Origin of the sequence: Arthrobacter sp. Ld5 (genome assembly GCF_051172775.1) — a bacterium.
Lineage (GTDB): Bacteria > Actinomycetota > Actinomycetes > Actinomycetales > Micrococcaceae > Arthrobacter_D.
In genome coordinates, this window is sequence record NZ_JBPKBO010000017.1 from 133,369 (window position 1) to 152,387 (window position 19,019).

Consider the following 19,019-nt stretch of genomic DNA (forward strand, 5'->3'; position numbering starts at 1 on the left):
CCCGCGCCCGGAGTACGGCGCCGGTGACCCCACCCGGACGGCCGGCGCAGCGCGCCCGCCGTCGGCACAGCCGAAGTACCCGAAGCAATTGAAACGAGGCACAGAGCACCGATGGCCGTCCTGAGTATCCGCATGATCGGCGACCCGATCCTCCGCACGCCCGCCGCGGAGGTCACCGAGTTCGGGCCCGAGCTCGCCAAGCTGGTCGAGGACATGACCGAGACGATGATCGACGTGCAGGGGGCAGGCCTCGCCGCACCCCAGGTCGGCATCGGCCTCCAGGTCTTCACCTACCGGGTGGACGGCGCGCAGGGGCACGTGGTGAACCCGGTGCTGGAGGTCGGTGGGGCCTCCCAGGGCGAGTCCGACGTCGAGGGCTGCCTGTCCGTGCCGGGCCTCGGGAGCTTCGTGGACCGGTCGGACTGGGCCCGCGTCACGGGCCAGGACGTGACCGGGCAGGACATCGCCGTGGAAGGGACGGGCATGCTGGCGCGCGCCCTCCAGCACGAGACGGACCACCTCCGCGGCACGCTGTACATCGACCGGCTCTCGGGCGAGGACCGGAAGAACGCGCTCCGGGCCATCCGGAGCGCCGACTACAACCGCGTCACCTCGCGGACGGCGGAGGAGCGATCACGCTCCCTCGGATCGAGCTTCGCCCGGCCCGCGACGCCGACCGGCGGTGGACGCGCAGGCGCTGCGGGCCGGACCGCACGATGAGGATCCTGTTCGCGGGGACTCCCGCGGTCGCCGTCCCCTCGCTGCGGGCGCTCGTGGACGCAGGATTCGACGTCGCCGCCGTCCTCACCCGGGTCGATGCGCCCGTCGGGCGCCGAAAGGTCCTGACGCCGAGCCCGGTCGCCGCCGCCGCGGAGGAGCTCGGGCTGCCCGTCCTCAAGGCGAACCGCTTCACGCCCGACCTGATCGCCCACCTGGGCACCCTCGGCCTCGACGCCGCGGCCATCGTGGCGTACGGCGGCGTCGTTCCGCGTGAGGGGCTCGCTGTTCCCCGGCACGGCTGGATCAACCTGCACTTCTCGGTCCTCCCCGCCTGGCGGGGTGCGGCCCCCGTGCAGCACGCGGTCCTCGCCGGGGACGACATCACGGGTGCGACCACGTTCCTCCTCGAGGAGGGGCTCGACACCGGGCCCGTCTTCGGCGTGATGACGGAGAGCCTCGACCCCGGTGCCACGAGCGGCGAGGTCCTCGAACGCCTGTCGCACAGTGGGGCGGTCCTGCTCGTGCAGACCCTCTCCGGCCTCGAGGCCGGCCGGGTGACGGCGACGCCGCAGACGGGCGAGGCGACCCTCGCCCCCAAGCTCACCATCGACGACGGGCGGATCGACTGGTCGCTCCCGGCCGTCGCCGTGCGCCGCCGCATCAACGCGGTGACCCCCGAGCCCGGGGCGTGGAGCACGCTCGACGGGCAGCGCGTGAAGCTCGGCCCCGTCACCCCGATCGACGGGAGCCCGGACGGCGGGCAGCCTGCCGTCCCACCCGGCAGGATCGACGTCGTCGGCCGGCAGGTCCTCGTGGGGACGGGCACGGATGCCGTGGTCCTCGGGGACCTGCAGCCGGCAGGGAAGAAGATGATGAGCGCCCTGGACTGGGCCCGGGGCGCGGCGACGCGCGGAGAGCTGGTGTTCGAGTGAGTGCGACCGGAGGAGCGAACAGGGGAACCGGCGGCCGCGGCGAGCGCAGGCCGGGTACCGCGGGCAACGGCGCGGGCAGGACGGGCGGCGGCGGTCAGGGCGGCGGCACGCGCCGTCGCGACGACCAGGGCAGGGAGCGCAACCGCGGCGGAGACCGTCAGTTCTCCCAGGCCGCACCGTCGCAGCGCACCCGCCGCGCCGACCCCGCGCGCCTCGTGGCGTTCGAGGTCCTGCGCGCCGTCGCCGGCGATGACGCCTACGCGAACCTCGTCCTGCCGACCAGCATCCGCAGGCACCGCCTCGACCGCCGCGACGCCGGCTTCGCGACGGAGCTCACCTACGGCGCCCTGCGCGGGCAGGGCACCTACGACGCCGTCCTCGCCCGCTGCGTCGACCGTCCGCTGGACCAGCTCGACCCCGCCGTCCTGGACGCCCTCAGGCTCGGCGTGCACCAGCTCCTCGCCATGCGGGTCCCCGCCCACGCGGCGCTGGACCAGACCGTGGGCCTCGTGCGCGCGGTCATCGGCGCCGGGCCCTCCTCGCTGGTGAACGCCGTGCTCCGCAAGGTCACGGCGCACGACCTGGACGGCTGGGTCGCCGAACTCGTCCGGGACCTCACGGACCCGACCGCCGTCGCAGCACTGACCCACAGCCATCCCGAGTGGATCGTCCGCGCGATGCGTCAGGCCCTCGTCGCCCACGGCCGGGAGGTCGTGGAGATCGACGCGCTGCTGGCAGCCGACAACGCCGCGCCCGTGGTCCATCTCGTGGCCCTGCCGGGGCTCGGCACGATCGACGACGCCCTCGACGAAGGCGCCGAGCCGGGCCGGCTGGCGCCCGGATCGGCCTACTACTCGGGCGGCGACGTCAGCAGGCTCCCCGGGATCGCCGACGGCACCCTTCGCGTGCAGGACTCAGGGTCACAGCTCGTGGCGCGGGCCCTGGCCGCCGTTGACCTCCACGGACGCCGGACGGACGGGCCCGAGCAGTGGCTGGACCTCTGCGCCGGGCCCGGCGGCAAGACCGCCCTCCTGGCGGCGATCGGGCTCGGCGACGGCGTGCACCTGACGGCGAACGAACCGGTCCCGCACCGCGCCCAACTGGTGCGGCAGGCGCTGCGGCCCCTGCCGGAGGGCTCCTGGACCGTGCGCGTGGGGGACGGTCGCGATGTCGGCCGTGAGCAGCCGGAGAGCTACGACCGCGTGCTCGTGGATGCGCCCTGCACGGGGCTCGGTGCTCTGCGCCGCCGTCCCGAATCGCGCTGGCGCCGGAAGCCCTCCGACCTCGTGGGCCTCGCACCGCTGCAGCGTGAGCTCCTCACCTCCGCGCTCGAGGCCGTCGCCCCCGGCGGCGTGGTGGCCTACGTGACCTGCTCGCCGCACCACGCGGAGACGGACGCCGTCGTGGACGACTGCCTGCGCAAGCGTCCCGGCTTCGAGCGCCTCGACGCGGGAGCGGCGCTCGACGCCGTGAGCATCGGGGGACCGCTCGACGCCGGCCACGGGACCAGCGCGCAGCTCTGGCCCCACGTGCACGGGACGGACGCGATGTACCTCGCGCTGATCCGGAAGAATCCCTGAGGACGCCAGGCAACGAAAGGAACGGCAGTGACGCACCTTCGCATCAATCCGAGCATCCTCTCGGCGGACTTCGTGAACCTGGAGGCCGAACTGCAGCGCATCGCGTCGGCCGACGCCGTGCACGTGGACGTCATGGACAACCACTTCGTGCCGAACCTCACGCTCGGGCTGCCAATCGTCCGGAGGATCCAGCAGGTCAGCCCGGTGCCGCTCGACGTGCATCTCATGATCGAGGACGCCGATCGCTGGGCGCCCGCCTACGCGGAAGCCGGCGCCGCGTCGGTGACCTTCCACGCGGAGGCCGCGGCGGCCCCGGTCAGGCTGGCCCGTGAACTGCGGGACGCCGGCGCGAAGGCCGGCATGGCGCTACGGCCGTCCACCCCCGTGGAGCCCTACCTCGACATGCTGGGCGAGCTGGACATGCTGCTCGTCATGACGGTGGAGCCGGGATTCGGCGGGCAGTCCTTCCTGGACCTGACCCTGCCGAAGATCCGACGCGCCGCCGAGGCCCTGAAGGGTACCGCCCGGCCGCTCGTCATCCAGGTGGACGGGGGCATCACGGAGGAGACGATCCTGCGCGCCGCCGACGCCGGGGCGACGGTGTTCGTGGCCGGTTCCTCGGTCTACGGGGCGGACGACCCCGCCGCCGCCATCGCCGCCCTCCGGACGGCAGCGGTCCGGGAGGGCTGACACGGCGTTCACCCGTTTGCGGGCGGGTCGGTCACCGTGATGCGGACGGACAGGGCCGTGCGGGCCGCCTCCTTGAGGACGGCGAACCGGGGGTCCGGCACCGTGAGGAACGGGACCTGCGGGAGCTGCGCGAACGCCGACAGGACGGGCTCGCCGAGCACGCTGGTCGCCAGCGCCCGGTCACCGCCGAGCTGCAGGCACGCGGGCGGGTGGGCTCCGAACAGGGCCGCGGCACGGAGCGCGGTCTCCTCCACGAGGGCGTCCGCCTGGTTGGCCCGCCGGCGCGCGAACCGCTGCTGCGACCAGCCCCCCGCGGCCGTGCGACCCTGCACGTAGCGCGTGCCCGTCTTCGAGGAGATCACCCCGCCCTCGCGGGCCACGCCCACGGAGTAGCCGCCCCGCCGGATGAGCAGGACCCCCACGGTGACGCCCGGGTCCACGGCGGAGAGCAGGTCCGCGACCGGCGCCGGGACCTCCGCCGACGTGCCCGCCACGCCCTCCGGGGCGCCCGCCGGAGCGCGGCCCGGTGCCGTGGCTGCGGGGAGGGTGCCCGGGGGCAGGGGCGGCGTCAGGACCGCGGTGCAGCCGTTCGCGGCGGTCAGGGAGACCGAGCCGTCCGCGCCCCCCGGGACCGGCTGTGCCTCGAAGGGTCCGTTGCGGGTCCGGAAGCGTGTGAGCCATCCCTCGAGGCGCCCGGCCTCGACCAGGACGGACCTGCTGGGGGGCATCGTGTTCCTCTCGTCGGCGCGCGCTGTCCGGCCGTCGTCCTGCGGGGGAGCCCGGCGGGAACCGGGGCGGTCAGTGGCCCACAGTAACGTTGGTGCCGTGAATGATCTATTCAGTGCCGCGGCCGACGACGCCGAGTCGGACGACGCACCCGCGAGCGGCGGCCGCGGGTCGGCGGGCCTGCGGCCCAGGAGTCCGCTCGCCGTCCGGATGCGGCCGCGCAGCCTCGACGAGGTGGTCGGCCAGCAGCACCTGCTGGGCCGGGGTTCGCCGCTGCGCACGCTCGCGGGCGAGCACGATCCCGGCGCCCACGCCGCGCCGTCGTCCGTGATCCTCTGGGGCCCGCCCGGGACGGGCAAGACGACGCTCGCCCACGTGATCGCGCGCGGCCAGGGCCGGAAGTTCGTCGAACTGTCCGCCATCACCGCAGGGGTCAAGGACGTGCGCCGCGTCATGGACGACGCCCTGACCTCGCGGGACCTGTACCGGCAGACGACCGTCCTGTTCCTCGACGAGATCCACCGGTTCAATAAGGCGCAGCAGGACGCCCTGCTGCCCGGGGTGGAGAACGGCTGGGTGGTCCTCATCGCGGCGACCACGGAGAACCCGTCCTTCTCGGTGGTCTCGCCCCTGCTCTCACGATCGCTGCTGCAGACCCTCCGGCCGCTCGACGAGGCCGACATCCGGGGCCTGCTCCAGCGGGCCGTCGAGGACGACCGCGGACTCGCGGGGACGGTGGAACTGTCCGCGGAGGCCCTCGAGCACCTCGTGCGCCTGGCCGCGGGCGACGCACGGCGTGGCCTGACCGCGCTGGAAGCGGCCGCCGGCGTCGCGCAGTCCGAGACGCGCCACCCGGCAGACGACGACGCGGACCCGCGTCCGGCCTCCGGTACCGAGGACGCGGACGAGGGCGGGGAGGAGGTCCTGCCCGTGCTGGTCACGCTCCAGCACGCGGAGAAGGCGGTCGACGTCGCCGCCCTGCGGTACGACCGCGCCGGCGACCAGCACTACGACGTCGCCAGTGCGTTCATCAAGTCCCTGCGTGGATCGGACGTGGACGCCGCCCTGCACTACGTGGCGAAGATGCTCGAGGCCGGAGAGGACCCGCGGTTCATCGCCCGGCGGCTGATGATCTCCGCGTCGGAGGACGTGGGGATGGCGGACCCGACCGCACTGCAGACGGCGGTCGCCGCGGCCCAGGCGGTGCAGCTCGTCGGCATGCCCGAGGCCCGGATCATCCTCGCCGAGGCGGTCGTCCACATCGCCACCGCGCCGAAGTCGAACGCGGCCTACAACGGCATCAACGCCGCCATCGCCGACGTCCGGGCGGGCCGCGGTCAGGGCATCCCGGCGCACCTGCGGGACGCGCACTACCCGGGTGCCTCGCAGCTCGGTCACGGGAAGGGCTACGTCTACTCCCACGACGCGCCGCACGGGATCGCGCCGCAGCAGTACGCGCCGGACGACCTCGTGGGCCGCAACTACTACGAGCCGACGGATCGGGGCGCGGAACGGGACATCGCGTCGCGCCTGTCACGGCTCCGTCGGATCCTGCGCGGCACCTGACGGATCCGCCGCGGCCTGCCGGCGGCGGTGCCCGGGCGTCGCGTTTCGGCCCGCCGCCGCGCACTGCTAGCATTGAAGGCTGACTGGCAAGTCGTCGTGTACCAGCCACCCCCACACCGTGCAGCAGATTCCTGTCGCCGCGTGCGGTGGCGGCCAGGGTCGCGGCGGACTGTAGTACCGGGAAGCGGCCAATCCCGGCTCTCCGCAAGTGGAGGCCAGCGACACCGGAAGTGCGGACGCCCCCGTGGCGCAGGTCCGCTTCTTCGCCGCAAAAACATCGAAAGGTAGACGTGGCTAACAACACACGTGCCCGCCGGAAGGTCCGCATCTCGCGGGCCCTCGGCATCGCCCTGACTCCCAAGGCAGAGAAGTACCTCGAGCGTCGGCCGTACGCGCCGGGCCAGCACGGCCGTGCGCGTCGCAAGCAGGACAGCGACTACGCCGTCCGTCTGCGCGAAAAGCAGCGCCTGCGCGCCCAGTACAACATCCGCGAGGCGCAGATGGCGCGCGTCTTCGAGGAAGCGCGTCGGACCGCCGGCCTGACCGGTGAGAACCTGATCGAACTGCTCGAGATGCGTCTCGACGCCCTCGTGCTCCGTGCCGGGTTCGCCCGCACGAGCGCCCAGGCGCGCCAGCTCATCGTCCACCGCCACATCATGGTCGACGGCGCGCGCGTCGACCGCCCGTCGTACCGCGTGTCCGAGGGCCAGCTCATCCACGTGCACAGCCGCAGCGAGACCATGGTCCCGCTGCAGGTTGCGGCCGCCGGTGCGCACCGCGACGTCCTCCCCGCCGTCCCCGGCTACCTGGACGTCCAGCTCGACAAGCTCCAGGCGCGCCTCGTGCGTCGCCCGAAGCGCTCCGAGGTCCCCGTGACCTGCGAAGAGCAGCTCGTCGTCGAGTACTACGCACGCTAGGCGTCCACGGCCACGGGTTCCTCCCGCGGCACTGAACGACAAGCGTGGTCGAAGAGCCCGCGGCACCCGCCGCGGGCTCTTCGTTCTGTAAAGTACTAGAAGCACCACTTCCCCCGCCCGCCCCTTCCGGCGTGCACCCATGCGTAAAGGAGACCGCCCATGTCAGGTGGAGATATTGCAGGCCTGATCGCTGCGGGCGTGTTCGCCGTCCTGGTCCTGCTGCTGGCCGTGCCGATCTGGAAGCTCGGCCGCGTGTTCGACGAACTCCGCAAGGCCATCCGCACCGTCACCGACGAGACGACGCCGCTGCTCGAGGAGGTCACGAGCACCGTGAGCACCACGCACCGGCAGCTGAAGACGGTCGACGGCATCACGTCCAACGTCTCCGACGCGTCGGCGAACATCTCGGCGCTGTCCTCCCTGATCGCCGCGACGGTCGGCTCCCCGCTCATCAAGGTCTCGGCGTTCTCCTACGGCGTCCGCTCGGCCTTCGCCGGCCGGACCTCGCCGGCACGCCGCCGCCGCAGCCGCTAACCCCACGACGAACCGGAGAGAACGATGATCAGACGAGCATTCTGGCTGGCCGCCGGCATCACGATCGGCGTGGTCGCCGTCCGCAAGGTGACCCAGGCCAAGGCGAACCTCGGCCCCGAGGGACTCAACCGCGCCGTCGGGCAGATCAGCGACAGCATCGCCGATTTCGCGGACGCCCTGCGCTCGGCGATGACCGAGCGGGAGGACGACCTCCGCTCCGCCCTCGGCGTGGCGGCACCGACGACCGCTGCCGCGGACGCCGCCGCACCCGCCACGCGCCGCTCCCTCCGCTAGGACGGAGCACCGCCGGCGCCGCCCGTCCAGGCCGCCCCATCTCCCCGTCCGGCCCCTCGTGTCCGGACCACCACCGAAGGATCTGCCCTCACATGAAGTCCCACGAGATCGCCGCCCGCTGGCTGAGCTACTTCGAGAAGAACGGGCACACGGTCGTGCCCTCGGCGTCGCTGGTCTCCTCGGACCCGTCCCTCCTGTTCACCGTCGCCGGCATGGTGCCGTTCATCCCGTACCTGACCGCCCGCGAGACGGCACCCTACAGCCGTGCGACGAGTGTCCAGAAGTGCATCCGCACCGGCGACATCGAGGAGGTCGGCAAGACCGCCCGGCACGGGACCTTCTTCCAGATGTGCGGCAACTTCTCCTTCGGTGACTACTTCAAGACCGACGCCATCCGCATGGCCTGGGAACTGCTGACGAGCGATGTCGCCGACGGCGGCTTCGGTCTGCCCGCGGACAAGTTGTGGATCACGGTGTACCACGAGGACGACGAGGCGCTAGAGATCTGGCGCGACGTCGTCGGAGTCCCGGCGGGACGCATCCAGAAGATGGGCAAGAAGGACAACTACTGGTCCACCGGCCAGCCGGGGCCGGCCGGTCCCTGCTCGGAGATCTTCTACGACCGCGGGCCCGCCTACGGAGCCGACGGCGGCCCGGAGGCCGACGACGACCGCTACGTGGAGATCTGGAACCTCGTCTTCATGCAGTACCAGCGCGGCGAGGGCACCGGCAAGGACGCCTTCGAGATCCTGGGCGAGCTGCCCAAGAAGAACATCGACACGGGCCTCGGCCTCGAGCGCCTCGCGATGATCCTCCAGGGCGTCGAGAACATGTACGAGACGGACCAGGTGCGTCCCGTCCTGGACCGCGCCGCGGCGATCAGCGGGAAGACGTACACGAGCTCCGAGTCCCCCCAGGACCCGCACCACACCGACGATGTCCGCCTGCGCGTGGTCGCCGACCACATCCGCTCCTCGCTCATGCTCATCGCCGACGGCGTGACCCCCTCCAACGAGGGCCGCGGCTACGTGCTGCGCCGCCTGATCCGCCGCGCCGTGCGCGCCATGCGCCTCCTCGGCGTCGAGAAGGCCTGCCTCCCCGAGCTGCTGCCCGCGTCGCGGGACGCCATGAAGGGCGTCTACCCGGAGGTCGAGACGGACTTCGCCCGCATAAGCCGGATCGCCTACGCCGAGGAGAAGGCGTTCCTGCGCACCATCGCGTCGGGTACCGCGCGCCTGGAGGAGGCCGTCCGGGAATCACTGTCCGAGCAGCGTCCGCTGTCGGGCCAGGACGCATTCACGCTGCACGACACCTTCGGTTTCCCCATCGACCTGACACTCGAGATGGCCGAGGAGGCAGGGCTCGCCGTCGACGCCGACGGCTTCCGCGCGCTCATGCTCGAACAGCGCCAGCGCGCCCAGGCGGACGCCCGCGGCAAGAAGGCCGGCCACGCCGACCTCTCAGTGTTCACCGAACTCCTCGGCCGCGGCCAGACCGTGTTCACGGGCTACGACGAGCTGACCTCCGAGGCCACGATCGTCGCCGTCCTGGACCACGGCCAGTCCGTTCCGAGCGCGCTGCAGGGCAGCGAGGTCGAACTCGTCCTCGACCAGACCCCGTTCTACGCCGAGGCCGGCGGGCAGGCGGCCGACGTCGGGTTCATCACGGGCAACGGATTCGTGGTCGAGGTGCTCGACGTCCAGCGACCCGTCAAGGGGCTGAGCGTCCACCGCGCCGTGGTGCGCGAGGGCGAGGTGTTCCCCGGCGCCGTGGTGACGGCCGCCGTCGACCGCCGGCGCCGGCACGCGGGGGAGCAGGCGCACTCGGGCACGCACATCGTCCACGCGGCCCTCCACGAGATCCTCGGCCCCGAGGCGCTGCAGCGCGGCTCCTTCAACAAGGCCGGCTACCTCCGGTTCGACTTCTCCTGGGGCGAGGGCATCAGTGCCGGGGCCCGATCGGAGATCGAGGAGGTCTCGAACATCGCCATCCGCGACAACTACGAGGTCGAGACCAAGATCATGTCCCTCGCGGACGCGAAAGCGCTCGGCGCCACCGCGCTGTTCGGTGAGGCGTACGGCGACACCGTGCGCGTCGTCGAGATGAACGCCGAGTTCTCGCGCGAACTGTGCGGCGGCACGCACGTGCCGTCGACGTCGCACATCGGGAGCCTGACGCTGCTCGGCGAGCAGTCCGTCGGCTCCGGCAACCGGCGCATCGAGGCCCTCGTGGGGCTGGACGCGTTCCGTCACCTCGCCGCCGAGCGCGCGCTCGTCACGGAGCTCTCGGACATGCTGAAGGTCCCGTCGCCGCAGCTGCCCGAACGCCTGTCGGCCACCCTCGACAAGCTCAAGGCCGCGGAGAAGGAACTGGACCGGCTCCGCAAGGAGCAGATCGCCGTGACCGCGGGGGCGCTCGTCGACACCGCGGTGGACGTCGACGGCGTCCGCCTCGTCGCCCACGACGCCGGCGAGATCGGCGGCGCCGACGAACTGCGGACCCTCGTGCTGGACCTGCGCGGCCGCCTCGGATCCGAGCCCGCCGTCGTCGCCGCGACCGGCGTCGCCCAGAACCGCCCCCTCGTCCTCGTCGCGACCAACGAGGCGGCACGGGCCGCCGGGGTCAAGGCCGGTGCGCTGGTGCGTACCGCCGCGAAGATCCTCGGCGGCGGCGGTGGCGGCAAGGACGACGTCGCGCAGGGCGGCGGCGCCGACGCCACGCGCATCCCGGACGCGCTGGCCGCGATCCGCACTGCGGTCGCGGAGCGCTGACGGCACCGTGGAGGTGAACGGCGGGGGAGGGGCGTCCGGAACGCCCTACCCTCACGGACCGAAGCTCGGCGTCGACGTCGGGAAGGTCCGCGTGGGCCTGGCCGGGTGCGACCGCGACGGCCTGATCGCCACACCCGTCCGCACGCTGAAGCGGGATGCGCGCAAGAACAACGACATCCGGATCCTCGTCCGCGAGGCGGTGGAACGCGGCGCCGTGCAGATCATCGTGGGACTCCCCAGGAACCTGAGCGGCGGGGAAGGGGCATCCGCGGAGATGGCGAGGGAGTACGCCGCCCTGATCGTGGAGGAACTCGCCCGGCAGTCCCATCCGTCGCCGGTCCGCCTGGTGGACGAGAGGCTGAGCACCGTGTCGGCGCACCGTTCGCTGCACGCCGCTGGTCTCGGCAGCCGTGATCATCGTAAGGTGGTAGATCAGGTGGCTGCCGTTGAAATACTCCAGCATGCCATCGACATGCAACGTTCACGCGGACGGGATGTGGGGGATCCGGTTCCTGTGAGATCCGCGGCGGGTGCACAGAACCCGTCGCCGACCCCTACAGAGGAGCGACTCATCAGACACAGTACGCCCAGCAGGAGGGAGTCCGAGTCGTGAGCGACCGCCATTCAACCCCCCAGGGCGCCGCGGACGACGCGGCGCATCACCCGGCCGACGACGGGTACTACGACGAGGGGCCCGAGGACGGCCACGCGCACCCGGAGCCCGTCGAGGAGTTCTTCGCGACCCAGGACGTCCCGCGCAGCACCGGCAAGCGCACGCCGTCGAAGGCCAAGCGCCGCCGACGCCTCCGCCGGACCGTGATCCTGCTCGTGGTGCTCGCCCTGTTCGCCGGCACGGTGTACGGGGCCGCGCTCATGCTGCGCGACTTCCTCGGCCTGAACGACGTCAAGGACTATGCGGGCCCCGGCGGCGAGGAGACGGTGTTCACCGTCCCCGAGGGAGCCGGCGCGCTGGCGATCGGGACCGGACTGGAGACTGCGGACATCGTCGCGGACTCCGGGACGTTCGTCGAGGCGCTCGGCGCCATCGCCGACGGGCGGGAGGTCCAGCCCGGCGAGTACGAGATGCGCCTGCAGATGTCCTCCTCCGCCGCCGCCGAGGCGCTGCTCGGTGAGGATCCGACGATGGTGTCCTACGCCGCCGTCGCGCGCGACCTGCGCCAGGGCGAGGTCTTCGACATCCTGAGCGAGTCGACGGGGATCCCGCGCGCCGAGTTCGACGCCCTCGCCGAGGACCCGGGACAGTTCGGCCTCCCCGACCAGGCGCTCTCCCTCGAGGGTTACCTGCACCCGGGGGAGTACCGCTTCGACGTCGAGGCCACGGCCACCGAGATCCTCACCGAGATGATCACGGCGACCACCGACCGCCTCGTCCAGGACGGTGTGACCGACCCGGACGAGCAGTACGACATCCTGACCGTCGCCAGCATCGTGCAGGCGGAGGCGCAGGAGGGCGACTACGCCACGGTCGCCGGATCCATCTTCAACCGGCTCAAGCCTGGCAACACGGAGACCAACGGACTGATCCAGTCGGACGCGACCGTGACCTACGGCCTCGGGACACGCACGTACCAGTTGACGGAGGAGGAGAAGAAGGACACCTCCAACCCCTACAACACCTATGCCAACCCTGGGCTCCCGAAGGGGCCGATCGGCTCCCCGAGCGACGCGGCGATCGACGCGACCGTCAACCCCGCCGACGTGCCGTTCTACTTCTGGGTCACGGTGAACCTCGACACGGGGGAGACCAAGTTCTCGGAGACGTACGCCGAGCACCTGCGCTACGTCGCCGAGTACGACGAATGGTGCGGCGACAATCCCGGACGGTGCGAGTAGGTGCACGCCGCAGGGCCCACCGCGCCCCGGGGGCGCCGGGCGGCCGTGATCGGTTCGCCGATCTCGCACTCCAAGTCGCCGCTGCTGCACACCGCGGCGTACCGGGCGCTCGGCGTCGACTGCTCCTACGCCGCGGTCGACGTCGATGAGGCGGGTCTCGCCGCGTTCATCGACGGCGTGCGCACCGGCGGGACGTGGCGCGGACTGTCCGTGACGATGCCCCTCAAGGGCGCCGTCGCACGGCTGGTCGACAGCACGACGGCGCCGGCGAGCGTGCTCGGCGTCGTCAACACCGTGGTCGTCGGTGACGGCCCGCACCCCACCCTCATTGGCCACAACACCGACGTCGCCGGGGTGGCGCACGCCCTCGCGGCGGCCGGAGCCGGGACGCCCCGACGCGCCGTCGTCCTGGGCGGAGGGGGCACCGCCGCGGCCGCCGTGGCCGGCCTCGCGCAGCTCGGAGCCGGGACGGTGTCCGTCCTCGTGCGCCGTCCCGACGCCGCGGCGGCCCTGCAGCGCATCGGCGCCGCCCTCGGCGTGGCGGTCGCCGTCGTCCCGTGGGCTTCGGCCGCGGACGCGGTGCGCACCTCCGACGTCGTCGTCTCGACCCTCCCGCCGAGGGCCGCGGACCCGCTCGCCGGCGAGCTCACCGCCGGCGCGCCCTTCCACACGGACGGGACGCTGCTCGACGTCGCCTACGACCCCTGGCCCAGCCGGCTCGCCGAGGCCTGGGAACGGGCCGGCGGGCGCATCGTGCCCGGCCTCGACATGCTGATCCACCAGGCCGTCGAGCAGGTGGCGCTGTTCTTCCCCGGGGCCGGAGGGGACCGCGCCGCCGTCCTGCGCGCCATGTGTGACGCCGCGGGGGTCACCCGGCGCTGAGCTGGGCTGCGCCGCATGGCAGTATGGAAGCCATGTTGCGTTGGTTGACCGCAGGAGAATCGCACGGCCCCGCCGTGGTCGGCATCATCGAGGGCATGCCCGCCGGGGTGGGAATCACGAGCAGTGACATCCAGGACGCCCTGGCCCGCCGGCGGCTCGGATACGGGCGCGGTGCCCGGATGAAGTTCGAGCGGGACGAGGTGCGCATCATGGGCGGTGTGCGGCACGGGAAGACGCAGGGCGGCCCGGTCGTCATCGAGGTCGCAAACACGGAATGGCCCAAGTGGGAGAAGATCATGTCCGCGGACCCCCTGGGCGACCAGGACGCCGCGGAGCTCGCCGACTCCGCCCGCAACGCCCCCCTGACCCGCCCGCGCCCCGGCCACGCGGACTTCACCGGCATGCAGAAGTACGGCTTCGACGAGGCACGCCCCGTCCTCGAACGCGCCAGTGCCCGCGAGACGGCCACCCGGGTGGCGCTCGGCACCGTCGCCGCGAAATTCCTCGAGGGCCTCGGGATCCACCTCGTCAGCCACACCGTCGCCGTCGGCTACATCTCGGTGCCCGAGGACGCCGTCCTGCCCACGCCGGAGGACGTGATCGCCCTCGACAACGACCCCCTGCGGTGCTTCCACCGGGACACCTCGGACGCCATGGTCGCGGAGGTCGACGCCGCCCACAAGGAGGGCGAGACGCTCGGCGGTGTCGTCGAGGTGATCGCGTACGGACTCCCGCCCGGCCTCGGCAGCTACGTCCACTGGGACCGCCGGCTCGACGCACGCCTCGCCGCCGCCCTCATGGGCATCCAGGCCATCAAGGGCGTCGAGGTGGGCGACGGCTTCGAGACGGCCGCCCGACGCGGCACCGCCGCTCACGACGAGATCGTCCGCAACGCGGAGGGCAAGATCGTCCGTGCCAGCAACCGCGCCGGCGGGATCGAGGGTGGCATGAGCATCGGGGACACGCTCCGCGTCCGCGCCGCCATGAAGCCGATCGCCACCGTGCCCCGGGCGCTCCGGACCGTCGACGTCAGCACGGGCGCCGCCGCCCGCGCGCACCACCAGCGCTCGGACGTGTGCGCCGTCCCCGCGGCCGGCGTCGTGGCCGAGGCCATGACCGCCCTCGTGCTCGCGGAGGCCGTCACCGAGAAGTTCGGCGGCGACTCCCTGGACGAGACCGCCCGCAACCTGCGCAGCTACCTCGAGAACATCCCGGAGTTCCTGGACTCCGCAGGAGCCTGATGCCGCGGACCCGCGCGATCGCCCTGGTGGGGCCCATGGCGGTCGGCAAGTCGGCCGTGGGCAGGATGCTCGCCGAACGGATCGGCGCCCGGTTCATCGACACGGACCGGCTCGTCGTCGAGCAGCACGGCAGCATCGCCGGGATCTTCGCGAGCCAGGGGGAGGATGCCTTCCGCGCCCTCGAGGCCGACGTCGTCCGCGCCGCCCTCGCCGAGGACGCCGTCGTCTCCCTGGGCGGCGGGGCCGTCCTCCATCCGCGGACCCGCGAGCTGCTGCAGGACACGACGGTCGTCTTCCTCGACACCGACCTCGCCACCGTCCTCCCGCGCCTCGGCGCCGAGTCCGGCCGGCCGCTGCTGGCCGGGCGCCCGGCGGAACGGTGGCAGGCACTGTACGACGTCCGGCGGCCCGTCTACGCCGCAGTGGCCACGACCGTCGTCGACACGCGCGGCCTCTCCGTCCGCGGAGTGACCACCGCGGTGCTCCGGGCCCTGCCGGACCTGGACGAGAGCGGTCGCACCAGCGGCACCCCGACGACACACGACTCGACACACGACCTGGACCACGAGAGCGGGACGACACCCCATGGACACTGAAACCCCCACCACCATCCCGGTCACCGGGAGCGCGCCCGCAGACTCGTACGACGTCGTCGTCGGGCACGGCCTCCTCGGGCGGCTGCCCGCCCTCCTCGGCGAGCGCGTGCGGCGCGTCCTGGTGATCCACCCGCGGGCGCTGCGCGCGACCGGCGACACCGTCCGCGACGAGCTCGCCGATGCCGGTTTCACCGCCGTCACCGCGGAGATCCCGGACGCCGAGGAGGGCAAGCACATCCAGGTGGCGGCCTTCTGCTGGCAGGTGCTCGGCCAGAACGACTTCACGCGCTCGGACGCCGTGGTCACCGTCGGCGGGGGAGCGGTGACCGACCTGGGCGGGTTCGTCGCGGCGACCTGGCTGCGCGGCGTCCGCGTGGTGCACCTGCCCACGAGCCTGCTCGGCATGGTCGACGCCGCCGTCGGCGGGAAGACCGGCATCAACACCGCGGAGGGCAAGAACCTCGTCGGCGCCTTCCACCCGCCGGCCGCCGTCCTGGTGGACCTCGACGCGCTGGGCACGCTGCCGAAGAACGAGCTCGTGACGGGACTCGCCGAGGTGGCCAAGTGCGGGTTCATCGCCGATCCGGTGATCCTCGACCTGATCGAGCGGGACCAGGCCGGCGCGACGGACGCGGCCTCGCCCGTGCTGCGGGACCTCGTGGAGCGCGCCATCCGGGTGAAGGCGGACATCGTCTCCGAGGACCTGAAGGAATCCGGGCGCCGCGAGTACCTGAACTACGGCCACACGCTGGGCCACGCCATCGAGCTCGCCGAACGGTACTCGTGGCGCCACGGCGCGGCCGTGTCGGTGGGCCTGGTGTTCGCCGCGGAGCTCTCCCGGATGGTCGGGCGGCTCAGTGACGCCGACGCGGACCGGCACAGGAGCATCCTCGAGTCCCTCGGACTGCCGGTCACGTACCGGCGCGACCGCTGGGCATCGCTCCTGGACGGCATGCGGCGCGACAAGAAGTCCCGCGGCGACCTCCTCCGCTTCGTGGTGCTGGACGGCATCGGCAAGCCGGGCATGCTCGAGGTGCCCGACACGTCGCTCCTCTTCGCGGCCTACCAGGAGATCGCGTCCTGACCGCGTCCGCCGGGTCCCGGCGCCGCGCGGGGTAGACTGGTTCCTGGACTTTCGGCGCGCCTCCGCGCGCCCGCTGCGCCCCGGCCGGCCCATCCCGCTCCCGTACACGTACGAAACCGACGAAAGTGAATCTGTGGCGACCACGAACGACATCAAGAACGGCACTGTTCTGAAGCTCGAAGGCAACCTCTGGAACGTCCTCGAATTCCAGCACGTCAAGCCCGGCAAGGGTGGCGCCTTCGTCCGCACCAAGCTTCGCAACATCCTCTCCGGCAAGGTGGTCGACAAGACCTTCAACGCCGGCCTGAAGATCGAGACGGCCACCGTGGACCGCCGCGACTACCAGTACCTGTACAAGGACGGCGAGGACTTCGTCTTCATGGACACCACGGACTACGACCAGATCACGGTGCCGGGCAAGACCGTCGGGAACGCCGCCAACTTCATGCTCGAGAGCCAGATGGCCACGATCGCCATGCACGAGGGCTCGCCGCTGTACGTCGAGCTCCCCGCGTCGGTGACGCTGGAGATCACGTACACGGAGCCGGGCCTCCAGGGCGACCGCTCCACCGGCGGCACCAAGCCCGCCACCGTCGAGACCGGCCACGAGATCCAGGTCCCGCTGTTCCTCGGCACCGGCACCAAGGTCAAGGTCGACACCCGCACGGGCGACTACCTGGGACGCGTCAACGAGTGAGCGCACGCAGTAAGGCCCGACGCCGGGCCCTGGACATCCTCTTCGAATCCGCGCAGCGCGACCTGCCGGCCCTCGAGGTCATCCGCGCACGCCGCGAGAAGACCGACATGATCATCGCGGACTACACCGTGGATGTCGTCGAGGGCGTCCTGGAGCGCCAGGAGCAGATCGACGAGTACCTGAGCACCTACTCGCAGGGCTGGACGCTCGACCGCATGCCCGCCGTCGATCTCATGATCCTCCGGATCGGCAGCTGGGAACTGCTCTACAACGACGACGTGCCCGACGGCGTCGCGGTCAGCGAGGCCGTCGAGCTGGCGAAGATGCTCTCCACCGACGAGTCGCCGAAGTTCGTCAACGGCCTCCTCGGGCGCCTGCAGCAGCTCAAGCCGACCCTGCTCGCCTGAGCGGCTCCCCGCTCATCCTCCGGAAGCTCCCGCAGGCCGTCCATGGCCCCGGGAGCTTCCGTGTTTCCGGCCCCGGGCGTTCGTTGCGCACCTGTGGCGGGTCGTGCCGTCGGACACCGACCGGAGGTGCGCACTCGACGGCTGGGATGGGGCCGGGGTCGTGACGCTACCGGGCGGTCGAGGCCAGGTGGAAGATCCGGGCCCGCCGCTGCGTCGCCTCGGCCAGCAGGGCGCGTTCCTCGGCCGCGTAGTCGCCGTCGCGCCGCCCGCCCAGCATCCGCTGGCGCGTGTGCGCGATGCGCGACCCCGTCCGGATGAACGCGCGCATGTCCTCCTTCGCCCCGACGGACCCGGCCCACGCGAGGGCCCGGGACCGGCCGGGCCGGGTGGCCAGCATGTGCACCTCCTCGACCGTGAACCACCCCGCCCGCGCGTAGTCGCCGAGGCGGGCCTCCGTGAGGCGCCGCTCGGCCCGCCGCAGGAGGACGACGGCGATCACGGCGGCGACGAACAGCGGCACCTGGACCACGAAGTAGAAGAGGAAGAAGTTGTCGAACAGGAGGATCGTGCCGCCGTTCCACAGCATGTGTCCGGCGATGGCCGGCAGGAGCCCGAGGAAGAAGGCGCCGAGGATGCGCGCGTTGCCGCCGCCCCGGGTGAGCGCGTAGCCGAGGAAGAACCCGAGCAGGGCCGTGAACATGACGTGTGCGAACGGGGAGAACAGTCCGCGCAGCACGAAGACACCGACGAGGGCGCCGGCGCTGCCCGAGTTTATCACGGCGGAGCCGAAGTAGAGGATGTTCTCGGTGAACGCGAAGCCTGCCGCGACCGTCCCGGCGTAGACGATGCCGTCCACGGGCCCGTCGAAGTGGCTGCGGCGCGTGTACACGAGGATCAGCACGCCGAGGCCCTTGGCGAACTCCTCCACGAGCGGGGCCTGCAGGACCGGCCCGATCACGTCGGGGGACGTCGAGGTGAGCGCGTCCCCGAGCAGCTCGACCACGTAGGTGCCGAGCAGCAGGGTCACGGCCACCGACGCGCCGGCACCCCAGAGGAACGCGAAGAGCAGGGCCCCGCGCGGTTCGGGGTCCCACCGGTCGATCCAGCGCAGCCCGAGCAGGCAGATGCCCAACGGCACCAGGGCGAGGATGCCGCAGAGCACGAACGCCGACGGCCCGAGGGACAGCGAGAGGACGAGGAGGACGGCGGCGACCACCAGGGCTGCGACGAGCACGAGGACGACGTCGAGCACGCGGCGGCGCCGGGGCGTCCGATCCCACACCGGGTGGAGGGGATGGCCCGGGCCGCGGACCGGGGCCGCCCGGGGGTGCCGCACGGTGGTGTCGCTCCACCAGCCCTGGTCACCCTGCCGGTGCCACGGCGGGGCCTGCCCTGCCCGGTGGGGATCGTCGGATCGTCCGTAGCCGTGCGGGCCGCCCGCATTCGTTCCCTGGTTGTTCAACGCCATGATCCAACCCTAGGGGCAAGCACCGCTGTGGTAGTTTTGAAGGCGCAACCACCCTTTAAG

Annotated in this window: 19 protein-coding genes; 17 read left to right on the forward strand and 2 right to left on the reverse strand. The window is 72.2% G+C overall.

Annotation, left to right across the window (positions count from 1 at the left end):
* The first annotated feature begins 111 nt into the window (after positions 1 to 111).
* From def to rpe, 4 genes are read left to right on the forward strand one after another with little or no spacing between them, the layout of a single operon-like run.
* A complete protein-coding gene (gene def, locus ACSGDB_RS08505) occupies positions 112 to 720 on the forward strand; it encodes a peptide deformylase (RefSeq protein WP_434994125.1) in 609 nt (202 codons plus the stop codon).
* Positions 717 to 1,652 (forward strand): methionyl-tRNA formyltransferase, encoded by a 936-nt coding sequence (gene fmt, locus ACSGDB_RS08510; protein ID WP_434994127.1) that lies wholly within the window; start codon positions 717 to 719, stop codon positions 1,650 to 1,652. Before def ends, fmt begins: the two co-directional genes overlap by 4 nt.
* Positions 1,649 to 3,232, forward strand: a complete 1,584-nt coding sequence (locus ACSGDB_RS08515) for an RsmB/NOP family class I SAM-dependent RNA methyltransferase (RefSeq protein ID WP_434994129.1) — start codon at positions 1,649 to 1,651, stop codon at positions 3,230 to 3,232. Before fmt ends, ACSGDB_RS08515 begins: the two co-directional genes overlap by 4 nt.
* A gap of 27 nt (positions 3,233 to 3,259) precedes the next feature.
* On the forward strand, positions 3,260 to 3,922 hold the full coding sequence (gene rpe / locus ACSGDB_RS08520; RefSeq protein WP_434994130.1) for a ribulose-phosphate 3-epimerase: 663 nt from the start codon (positions 3,260 to 3,262) through the stop codon (positions 3,920 to 3,922).
* Positions 3,923 to 3,930: 8 nt separating this feature from the next.
* On the opposite strand, the gene ACSGDB_RS08525 is transcribed toward rpe, so the two are convergent.
* Positions 3,931 to 4,650 carry an acVLRF1 family peptidyl-tRNA hydrolase gene (locus ACSGDB_RS08525; RefSeq protein ID WP_434994131.1) on the reverse strand — a complete coding sequence of 240 codons (720 nt, stop codon included), beginning with the start codon at positions 4,648 to 4,650 and terminating at the stop codon, positions 3,931 to 3,933.
* Positions 4,651 to 4,747: 97 nt separating this feature from the next.
* On the opposite strand from ACSGDB_RS08525, the gene ACSGDB_RS08530 reads away from it, so the two are divergent.
* From ACSGDB_RS08530 to nusB, 13 genes are all read left to right on the forward strand, one after another.
* Positions 4,748 to 6,214, forward strand: coding sequence for a replication-associated recombination protein A (locus ACSGDB_RS08530; protein ID WP_434994133.1), 1,467 nt, complete (start codon positions 4,748 to 4,750; stop codon positions 6,212 to 6,214).
* Between the two features lie 290 nt (positions 6,215 to 6,504).
* Positions 6,505 to 7,131 (forward strand): 30S ribosomal protein S4, encoded by a 627-nt coding sequence (gene rpsD, locus ACSGDB_RS08535; protein WP_434994135.1) that lies wholly within the window; start codon positions 6,505 to 6,507, stop codon positions 7,129 to 7,131.
* A gap of 159 nt (positions 7,132 to 7,290) precedes the next feature.
* The gene (locus tag ACSGDB_RS08540) at positions 7,291 to 7,665 is read left to right on the forward strand and encodes a DUF948 domain-containing protein (RefSeq protein WP_104119703.1); all 375 of its coding nucleotides are present in this window, start codon (positions 7,291 to 7,293) and stop codon (positions 7,663 to 7,665) included.
* Between the two features lie 24 nt (positions 7,666 to 7,689).
* The gene (locus tag ACSGDB_RS08545) at positions 7,690 to 7,959 is read left to right on the forward strand and encodes a hypothetical protein (RefSeq protein ID WP_434994136.1); all 270 of its coding nucleotides are present in this window, start codon (positions 7,690 to 7,692) and stop codon (positions 7,957 to 7,959) included.
* A 92-nt stretch (positions 7,960 to 8,051) separates the two neighbouring features.
* Positions 8,052 to 10,730, forward strand: coding sequence for an alanine--tRNA ligase (gene alaS / locus ACSGDB_RS08550; RefSeq protein WP_434994137.1), 2,679 nt, complete (start codon positions 8,052 to 8,054; stop codon positions 10,728 to 10,730).
* Between the two features lie 13 nt (positions 10,731 to 10,743).
* A complete protein-coding gene (gene ruvX, locus ACSGDB_RS08555; RefSeq protein WP_434994139.1) occupies positions 10,744 to 11,343 on the forward strand; it encodes a Holliday junction resolvase RuvX in 600 nt (199 codons plus the stop codon).
* Entirely contained in the window at positions 11,340 to 12,584 is a 1,245-nt protein-coding gene (gene mltG / locus ACSGDB_RS08560; RefSeq protein ID WP_434994140.1) for an endolytic transglycosylase MltG, read from the forward strand. Before ruvX ends, mltG begins: the two co-directional genes overlap by 4 nt.
* Positions 12,585 to 13,466, forward strand: a complete 882-nt coding sequence (locus ACSGDB_RS08565; RefSeq protein WP_434994142.1) for a shikimate dehydrogenase — start codon at positions 12,585 to 12,587, stop codon at positions 13,464 to 13,466.
* Between the two features lie 32 nt (positions 13,467 to 13,498).
* Positions 13,499 to 14,707 carry a chorismate synthase gene (gene aroC / locus ACSGDB_RS08570; RefSeq protein ID WP_434994143.1) on the forward strand — a complete coding sequence of 403 codons (1,209 nt, stop codon included), beginning with the start codon at positions 13,499 to 13,501 and terminating at the stop codon, positions 14,705 to 14,707.
* Entirely contained in the window at positions 14,707 to 15,303 is a 597-nt protein-coding gene (locus tag ACSGDB_RS08575) for a shikimate kinase (RefSeq protein WP_434994144.1), read from the forward strand. Before aroC ends, ACSGDB_RS08575 begins: the two co-directional genes overlap by 1 nt.
* A complete protein-coding gene (gene aroB, locus ACSGDB_RS08580) occupies positions 15,293 to 16,387 on the forward strand; it encodes a 3-dehydroquinate synthase (protein ID WP_434994145.1) in 1,095 nt (364 codons plus the stop codon). Before ACSGDB_RS08575 ends, aroB begins: the two co-directional genes overlap by 11 nt.
* A gap of 133 nt (positions 16,388 to 16,520) precedes the next feature.
* Complete coding sequence (efp, locus tag ACSGDB_RS08585; RefSeq protein WP_434994146.1) at positions 16,521 to 17,084, forward strand: elongation factor P; 564 nt, start codon at positions 16,521 to 16,523, stop codon at positions 17,082 to 17,084.
* Positions 17,081 to 17,491, forward strand: a complete 411-nt coding sequence (nusB, locus tag ACSGDB_RS08590) for a transcription antitermination factor NusB (protein WP_434994147.1) — start codon at positions 17,081 to 17,083, stop codon at positions 17,489 to 17,491. The genes efp and nusB overlap by 4 nt, the downstream gene beginning before the upstream one ends.
* Before the next feature lie 166 nt (positions 17,492 to 17,657).
* On the opposite strand, the gene ACSGDB_RS08595 is transcribed toward nusB, so the two are convergent.
* The gene (locus tag ACSGDB_RS08595) at positions 17,658 to 18,959 is read right to left on the reverse strand and encodes a PrsW family intramembrane metalloprotease (protein ID WP_434994148.1); all 1,302 of its coding nucleotides are present in this window, start codon (positions 18,957 to 18,959) and stop codon (positions 17,658 to 17,660) included.
* Positions 18,960 to 19,019 lie beyond the last annotated feature (60 nt).

Coding starts and splice junctions, on each gene's coding strand:
- aroC (WP_434994143.1), top strand. CDS start 13,499: ATGTTGCGTTGGTTGACCGCAGGAGAATCGCACGGCCCCGCCGTGGTC.
- def (WP_434994125.1), top strand. CDS start 112: ATGGCCGTCCTGAGTATCCGCATGATCGGCGACCCGATCCTCCGCACG.
- ACSGDB_RS08575 (WP_434994144.1), top strand. CDS start 14,707: ATGCCGCGGACCCGCGCGATCGCCCTGGTGGGGCCCATGGCGGTCGGC.
- fmt (WP_434994127.1), top strand. CDS start 717: ATGAGGATCCTGTTCGCGGGGACTCCCGCGGTCGCCGTCCCCTCGCTG.
- ACSGDB_RS08540 (WP_104119703.1), top strand. CDS start 7,291: ATGTCAGGTGGAGATATTGCAGGCCTGATCGCTGCGGGCGTGTTCGCC.
- aroB (WP_434994145.1), top strand. CDS start 15,293: ATGGACACTGAAACCCCCACCACCATCCCGGTCACCGGGAGCGCGCCC.
- ACSGDB_RS08595 (WP_434994148.1), bottom strand. CDS start 18,959: ATGGCGTTGAACAACCAGGGAACGAATGCGGGCGGCCCGCACGGCTAC.
- ACSGDB_RS08525 (WP_434994131.1), bottom strand. CDS start 4,650: ATGCCCCCCAGCAGGTCCGTCCTGGTCGAGGCCGGGCGCCTCGAGGGA.
- alaS (WP_434994137.1), top strand. CDS start 8,052: ATGAAGTCCCACGAGATCGCCGCCCGCTGGCTGAGCTACTTCGAGAAG.
- ACSGDB_RS08545 (WP_434994136.1), top strand. CDS start 7,690: ATGATCAGACGAGCATTCTGGCTGGCCGCCGGCATCACGATCGGCGTG.